We start from the raw sequence: 5,581 nt of genomic DNA, 5'->3' as shown, positions 1-5,581 counted from the left end.
TTTTTCAGCGTCTCCCTAACGCCAAGGGCATGGTTCAGGTTGTTTTTGTTCCCCCTGCGCATAATCGACCGTTGCACATTACGCAAACAAACGTTCGAGCTGGTCAAGATAAGCCGGAATCACCAAAAGCCTATCTAGATTCGTACGGCAAATTGCCGTACAGTTGCACAAGGAGGATAAAATCATGCCCACTGCCGTATCCACTGCCCGTCTAGAAGCCAGAATTAGCACCGATTTGCATTCGATGCTTAAGCGTGCAGCCGAACTTCAAGGGCGTACCATGACTGATTTCGTGGTGTCTGCTGTGCAGGATGCGGCGCAACGCGCCATTGAGCAGGCCGAAGTTATCCGGCTATCGCTGGCCGATCAGGATTGCTTTGCACAAGCACTGCTATCACCGGCGCAACCAGTCCGTGCTTTGGAACGTGCTTTTGCTCATCGCAGCAAGCTCTTGCGCACTGAATGAGCGTTGCACCCTTCAGGCTCGCGCTGCTCGATGCCACGCATGATCGCGCGGCATTCAACAGCGATTCGGAGCCATTAAATCGATACCTACGCGAGCAAGTCACCCAAGACGTTCGCCGCCGCGTGGCCGCTTGCTTTGTGGCTTTAGCAGACGGGCAGCGCATCGCGGGTTACTACACATTGGCAGCAGCAAGCCTATTATTGGCCGATCTTCCGGCCAGTATCGGCAAGAAGTTACCGCGCTATCCCACCGTGCCCGCCGTTCGTATGGGGCGCTTGGCTGTCGACCAGGCTTTCAAGTCGCAAGGTCTTGGCGGTGCGCTGCTGGCCGATGCGCTCGACCGTGCTATCCGTTCGGAGATTGCAGCCTTCGCCCTGATGGTGGATGCCAAGGACGAGGCGGCAGTGGCTTTCTATGGGCATCACGGTTTTATTGCATTGCCAGATTCGCCGCATACCCTATTTTTGGCGTTAGCAACCGTCCAAAATTTGCTAGGGAGCCGCTGATTTATCATGGTTTACCCTCATAATCGTGAATAAGTAAAAACTTATAAGCGTATTTACTGCTTTCCGTACTTCTGTAAAAGAAGTTCTCTCACTTCATCTGCAATCCGGTTACCACGTTCAGCACATTGTATTTTGATAGCTCGATGTAAGCTTTCTGGTATGTCGATAGTCAGGCGTTTGTTGGCTTCTTTGTCGCTGGCCTGGACCTCACGGTTCTGCACCCATTCTTCGGCAGCTGCGTTGACGGTGGGCTTAGCTCCAATCAAGATTTTCTTAGCGCTCATTTTCCGAACTCCATCAATTCAGCTACCAAGGCTTCAATTTCATTCGTTGCTGGCCCTTCTGCTGAAATTTCAAAAATGGCTTTTCCTTGCGCTGCTGCTTCGGCGTAGATAACACGCTGTGTAATTGTTGCTGACAGCAAAGTCACCGGATAGGCAGCTAGGGCTTCACCTACATCGCGACCTATAGCCGTATTTGCGATTTTACGATTTACCACAAAAGCGTATTTGAGACTTTCTTTATATACTGTGGCCTCCTGTACGAGCTTCACAACCTCATCAGCTGCCCAAATGTCATATGGGGATGGCTGCACCGGAATCAACACGAGGTCACTGGCCATGATCGCACTGCGGGCAAGGTCAGTAACTCGCGGAGGGCCGTCTATGATGATGTGATCATAGCCTTGGCCAACCTGGCTTATTTCTTTATGAATGGATGCACGGGGCAGGCCCACTACAGAAAAAAGCGTTTCACCTTCGCGGGCTGCTGACCAGTCCAAAGAACTTCCCTGAGGGTCAGCGTCAATTAGCAGGACGCGTGCCCCCCTTTTGGCAAGAGCAGCAGCGATATTGACTGATAGCGTCGTTTTACCTACCCCGCCCTTCTGATTCAAAACACCTATTATCATATCGGCCTCTGCGTAAATGCGATTTTACGTATTTGAGATTAATCGCATTTACGATTATACAGAAAATAAAGTCATTAGGAAGCTGGAAGGACGTCTATTTAGGTGGGGGCTTACGGAGCCGCCAAAATTTTCGTCTACCTATAAGCATCAGTTGGCAGAGTCTGACCTATAGCGCTCTGGGTATAGGATGTGCAGCTCGGTAATTTCGCCATCAAAAATGCGGCAAAGATTTTCTGCCAACGCTGTGGAGGCGCGTTGCTCACCCCTTTCAACTCGGGAAAGGTTTCCCGTGTCTGTCCTGTCTGCCCCGACGTCAGCGAGACGGTTGGATACTTCAGTTAGGGTCCAACCTCGGGCGGTTCGAGCTTTTTTTAGCGGTGTCATAAGTGCTGCCTGATTGGAAAATACAGTGAATTCTGCGATTGGCGCATAATCAATTCAAGCAAAATTTGCGCATACGACTTTGCGCACCAAGCATGGTAGCTGGAAAATTCATGCCCTATGGATATAGGACAAATCATAAGAAACGCACGTAAGGCAAAAAAGCTTTCCCTAGAGGAGCTTGCCTATCAAATCGGCTCGGACTCAGGAAACCTTTCACGTTTCGAGCGTGGCTTGCAGGGGACTACCCCCGAAAAGCTAAAGCTCATCATGGCGGCGCTAGGTATCCAGCTTACTGCACAGCAGCAAATGGAAACAGTTCTGTACTCAGACCCCAATAACGTATCCGGCGTGCGTCAGCCTATACGCGAGCCTCGTGAATTTCCTCTTATTAGCTGGGTAGCAGCGGGAGAGGTTACCGAATCGCCTGGGAAAATCGGAGAAAGTCATAGGATGATACAGTCCACAGAAAACGCTGGTTACGGAGCTTATTGGCTTATGGTTAACGGCCATTCGATGACTTGCACCGGAAACCCAAGCTTTCCTGAAGGATCCTTGATTCTCGTTAAGCCTGATGCCGAAGTGATCAACGGAAAATTTTACGTAGTCGAAATGCTTGATTCTGGTGATAAAACCTTCAAGCAATATGTAGAAGACGCGGGATACCGGTATCTCCGACCCCTTAATGAAAAATACAGGACCATCGAAATCGACGGTAACTGTCGCTTCATCGGACGAGTAGTAGATGCGAGGATGTCGGGCCTATGATTCCAGGCTACTCCTAATTGCTCTAACAGCGCTCTTCTATCTCCAAACCCTCATAAGCCCGCACAGCGGGCTTTTTCTTACTTAAATTGCACTTGACGCAGAAATTGTTCTGCGCATAATGCAGCCTTGATGCAGCGATGGGTCGGCCTTAACGGCTCAGAGGGTTGGCAACTGGCCCAGGGTGCGCAGCGTAAAGCCCCAAACAAGTTTTCTGGCGGACAGGGTCGCGGCCGGAAATACGATTTAAGACCCCTCGATCTCATTATTGGGAGATCGAGAGGTTTCACCAAATGGCCTTGTACAAGGCCATTCGGGAAACCTCCCATAACGTAAGGAACCTGCAATGCTCACCACCAGTGCCTTCCTGGCCCTGGCTATGCAATGCGCTCCCTCGATACACCCTGCCACGCTGACACCCATCGTCAAGACAGAATCCTCCTTCAATCCCTATGCCATTGGCGTGGTCGGCAGAGTGTTGCCGCGTCAACCGCAAAGCCTGGATGAAGCTGTATTGGTGGTGAAGCAGCTGGTGGAGGAGGGCGCTAACTTCAGCATCGGCCTGGGCCAGATCAACCGGCAGCATTTTGATGTCAGCCGACCCGAACCCGTATTTGAACCCTGCACCAACCTGCGCATGGCCGCCGCTGTTCTTGAACAGTGCTATGCAGTGGCCAGCACTAAGGAGCCCAACCGGCAGGCAGCGTTGCACAAGGCTATTTCCTGCTATTACAGCGGCAATCCCAAACGCGGATTCAAGGCCGAGGCCGAATTTGGCGGCAGCAGCCACGTGCAACGTGTGTTGGCCAACGCAGGCACGACCACCGTGACCGTCCCTGCGTTGGAAGGCGGCTCCGCTGAGACAAGCCAGTTCCAGCGCGCTCAGGCCCCGGCGTCCACCGTTGAACCGACCTATGAAAGCTGGGACGTGCTGCGCCAGTACCCACGTTATCTGCCACCTGCACCACAGCCAGCTTCTGCGCCATCCGCCCCACCCGCTGTTCCCGCTTCACCCCCTGAACAACCCTCAACTCTCCCTCAAGAGGATCAATGATGATCAAACGTACCCTTGTGCCCAACAAAGGCGAACTCTGCATTTTGCTGGTGGCCTTGGCTTGCCTGCCTGGCATCGCCTCCGCTGACTGGCTCAGCACGCTGAACCAGTGGGGCAGCAATATCCGCCTGGGCCTCTACACCCTGGCGGGCACCCTGGGCCTGGTTTGCCTGATCTGGTCAGGTGCCCAATGGCTGATTGCCCGCTCCACGGGCGACCGCTCGCACACCTTCATGGACTACCTCCAGCAGGTCGGTGTGATTCTGGTCGTCGGGGCTTCGGTGGTTCTTGGCACTGCGGCCTGGCAGGTGTTCGGCACCGGCGTGCCGGGTTGATCAGGAGCGCTTATGGCCGGTAACGAAGTACTCAAGAAACTGACCTTCGAAAGCTACAACGCGATGAGTCGGCCCGCGATGTTCTGGAACATCCCCATCATGCCGATGGTGGGCTTGCTGATGGGCGGCTTGGTCTTCGGTGTGGCCGCAACCTTCCTGCTGTCCTGGGTGTGGGGCCTGGTCGCTGCCGCCCCGTTCCTGATTGCCCTCATTGCCTTGAGGGTCGTGGGCCTGATTGATCCTCAATATTTGCGCCGCATCCGCTTTGGGCGGCGGCGTCTCTGGCTGAGCCTCAAGTACGGCAAACCGTTGTTGCTGACCCCCTTTAACCCGCAATGGAATGAATTCTATGGCGCACGATTTTCACACAAGCGTTATGCCCCCGGAAAAGAAAGCGCCATTGATGCGCTATCCGGTCCACGAACACATGGTGACCCTGCCCGGCAATCGCCTGGTGAGCCTGATCCAGTTAAAGGGGGTTTCCAGCGAAACCCGCAGTGATGAAGAACTGATCCAACTGTTTCATAACCTCAACCGCTACTTCCTGGCCTTGGGCAAAAAGGAAGGCAAGCACCTGATGCTGCAAACCTACATCACCAAGACGGGCATCGAGCTGGACACGCAATACACCTTGCCGCTGCCCGCGCTTCAGGACTTCGTGGACGCTTACACCGCACCGTTTCGCAACGGCACCTTTTATCAGGTCGGGTACAGCATTGCCCTGATCCTCAAATACCGCGAGGTGGATGAAGGGATCGAGCGTATGAGCGACCTGTTGTCACTTTCCTCTACGTTGCTGGCCGAATATGACCCGGTCATCATGGGCCTGGAGGAAAACGAACACGGTGCGCTGTTCTCGCAGATCGGGCGCTACTACAGCCTGCTGATCAACGGGCACGAAAAAGACGTGCTGGTCAGCGACACCCGCCTGGGTGACGCGATCATTGATAGCGTCACCAACTTCGAAAACTACGATTTTGTCGAGAACCGGCCCAATCGAGGCGGTCAGCGTTTCGCGACCACCTTTGACCTGCGCGACTACCCCAGTGGCGGGACCTACCCCGGTATGTGGGACGAGGCTATCGAGCAGCAGTTCGAGTTCACCCTGGTGCAAACGTTTCTGTTCGAGGACCGCAACAAGGCCAAGGACCTGTCTCTTATACA

At 53.8% G+C, this 5,581-nt stretch carries 9 protein-coding genes; 7 read left to right on the top strand and 2 right to left on the bottom strand.

The window, feature by feature from the left end; all coding sequences use genetic code 11:
- Window positions 1-184: 184 nt before the first annotated feature.
- Entirely contained in the window at window positions 185-466 is a 282-nt protein-coding gene (locus ALO43_RS18805; RefSeq protein ID WP_019742102.1) for a type II toxin-antitoxin system TacA family antitoxin, read from the top strand.
- A complete protein-coding gene (locus ALO43_RS18800; protein WP_019742103.1) occupies window positions 463-972 on the top strand; it encodes a GNAT family N-acetyltransferase in 510 nt (169 codons plus the stop codon). The genes ALO43_RS18805 and ALO43_RS18800 overlap by 4 nt, the downstream gene beginning before the upstream one ends.
- Window positions 973-1,025: 53 nt before the next feature.
- Here the strand turns inward: ALO43_RS18800 and ALO43_RS18795 are convergent, their stop codons facing one another.
- Window positions 1,026-1,256: a hypothetical protein gene (locus tag ALO43_RS18795; RefSeq protein WP_019742104.1), complete on the bottom strand. Its 231-nt coding sequence runs from the start codon at window positions 1,254-1,256 to the stop codon at window positions 1,026-1,028.
- Complete coding sequence (parA, locus tag ALO43_RS18790; RefSeq protein WP_054997912.1) at window positions 1,253-1,882, bottom strand: ParA family partition ATPase; 630 nt, start codon at window positions 1,880-1,882, stop codon at window positions 1,253-1,255. Before parA ends, ALO43_RS18795 begins: the two co-directional genes overlap by 4 nt.
- 501 nt (window positions 1,883-2,383) lie before the next feature.
- On the opposite strand from parA, the gene ALO43_RS18785 reads away from it, so the two are divergent.
- The 5 genes from ALO43_RS18785 to ALO43_RS18765 all read left to right on the top strand — a co-directional run.
- Window positions 2,384-3,031, top strand: coding sequence for a helix-turn-helix domain-containing protein (locus ALO43_RS18785; protein WP_019740455.1), 648 nt, complete (start codon window positions 2,384-2,386; stop codon window positions 3,029-3,031).
- 343 nt (window positions 3,032-3,374) lie between these two features.
- Complete coding sequence (locus ALO43_RS18780; protein ID WP_054997911.1) at window positions 3,375-4,082, top strand: lytic transglycosylase domain-containing protein; 708 nt, start codon at window positions 3,375-3,377, stop codon at window positions 4,080-4,082.
- Window positions 4,082-4,417, top strand: coding sequence for a hypothetical protein (locus ALO43_RS18775; protein ID WP_054997913.1), 336 nt, complete (start codon window positions 4,082-4,084; stop codon window positions 4,415-4,417). The genes ALO43_RS18780 and ALO43_RS18775 overlap by 1 nt, the downstream gene beginning before the upstream one ends.
- A 12-nt stretch (window positions 4,418-4,429) precedes the next feature.
- Window positions 4,430-4,918, top strand: a complete 489-nt coding sequence (locus ALO43_RS18770; RefSeq protein ID WP_054997910.1) for a VirB3 family type IV secretion system protein — start codon at window positions 4,430-4,432, stop codon at window positions 4,916-4,918.
- Window positions 4,821-5,581 (top strand): VirB4 family type IV secretion/conjugal transfer ATPase (locus ALO43_RS18765; protein ID WP_459564958.1); only part of this gene is annotated, 761 nt, incomplete at its 3' end. The genes ALO43_RS18770 and ALO43_RS18765, both read left to right, overlap by 98 nt.

The sequence above is a fragment of the Pseudomonas tremae genome, from assembly GCF_001401155.1.
GTDB lineage: Bacteria > Pseudomonadota > Gammaproteobacteria > Pseudomonadales > Pseudomonadaceae > Aquipseudomonas > Aquipseudomonas tremae.
The sequence above is the reverse complement of the archived record's forward strand: the minus strand, read 5'-3'. Positions and strand labels throughout refer to the sequence as shown.

Excerpts from the sequence above, each read along its gene's own strand:
- ALO43_RS18770 (WP_054997910.1), top strand. The coding sequence starts at position 4,430 with ATGGCCGGTAACGAAGTACTCAAGAAACTGACCTTCGAAAGCTACAAC.
- ALO43_RS18795 (WP_019742104.1), bottom strand. The coding sequence starts at position 1,256 with ATGAGCGCTAAGAAAATCTTGATTGGAGCTAAGCCCACCGTCAACGCA.
- ALO43_RS18785 (WP_019740455.1), top strand. The coding sequence starts at position 2,384 with ATGGATATAGGACAAATCATAAGAAACGCACGTAAGGCAAAAAAGCTT.
- ALO43_RS18805 (WP_019742102.1), top strand. The coding sequence starts at position 185 with ATGCCCACTGCCGTATCCACTGCCCGTCTAGAAGCCAGAATTAGCACC.
- ALO43_RS18800 (WP_019742103.1), top strand. The coding sequence starts at position 463 with ATGAGCGTTGCACCCTTCAGGCTCGCGCTGCTCGATGCCACGCATGAT.
- ALO43_RS18775 (WP_054997913.1), top strand. The coding sequence starts at position 4,082 with ATGATCAAACGTACCCTTGTGCCCAACAAAGGCGAACTCTGCATTTTG.
- ALO43_RS18780 (WP_054997911.1), top strand. The coding sequence starts at position 3,375 with ATGCTCACCACCAGTGCCTTCCTGGCCCTGGCTATGCAATGCGCTCCC.
- parA (WP_054997912.1), bottom strand. The coding sequence starts at position 1,882 with ATGATAATAGGTGTTTTGAATCAGAAGGGCGGGGTAGGTAAAACGACG.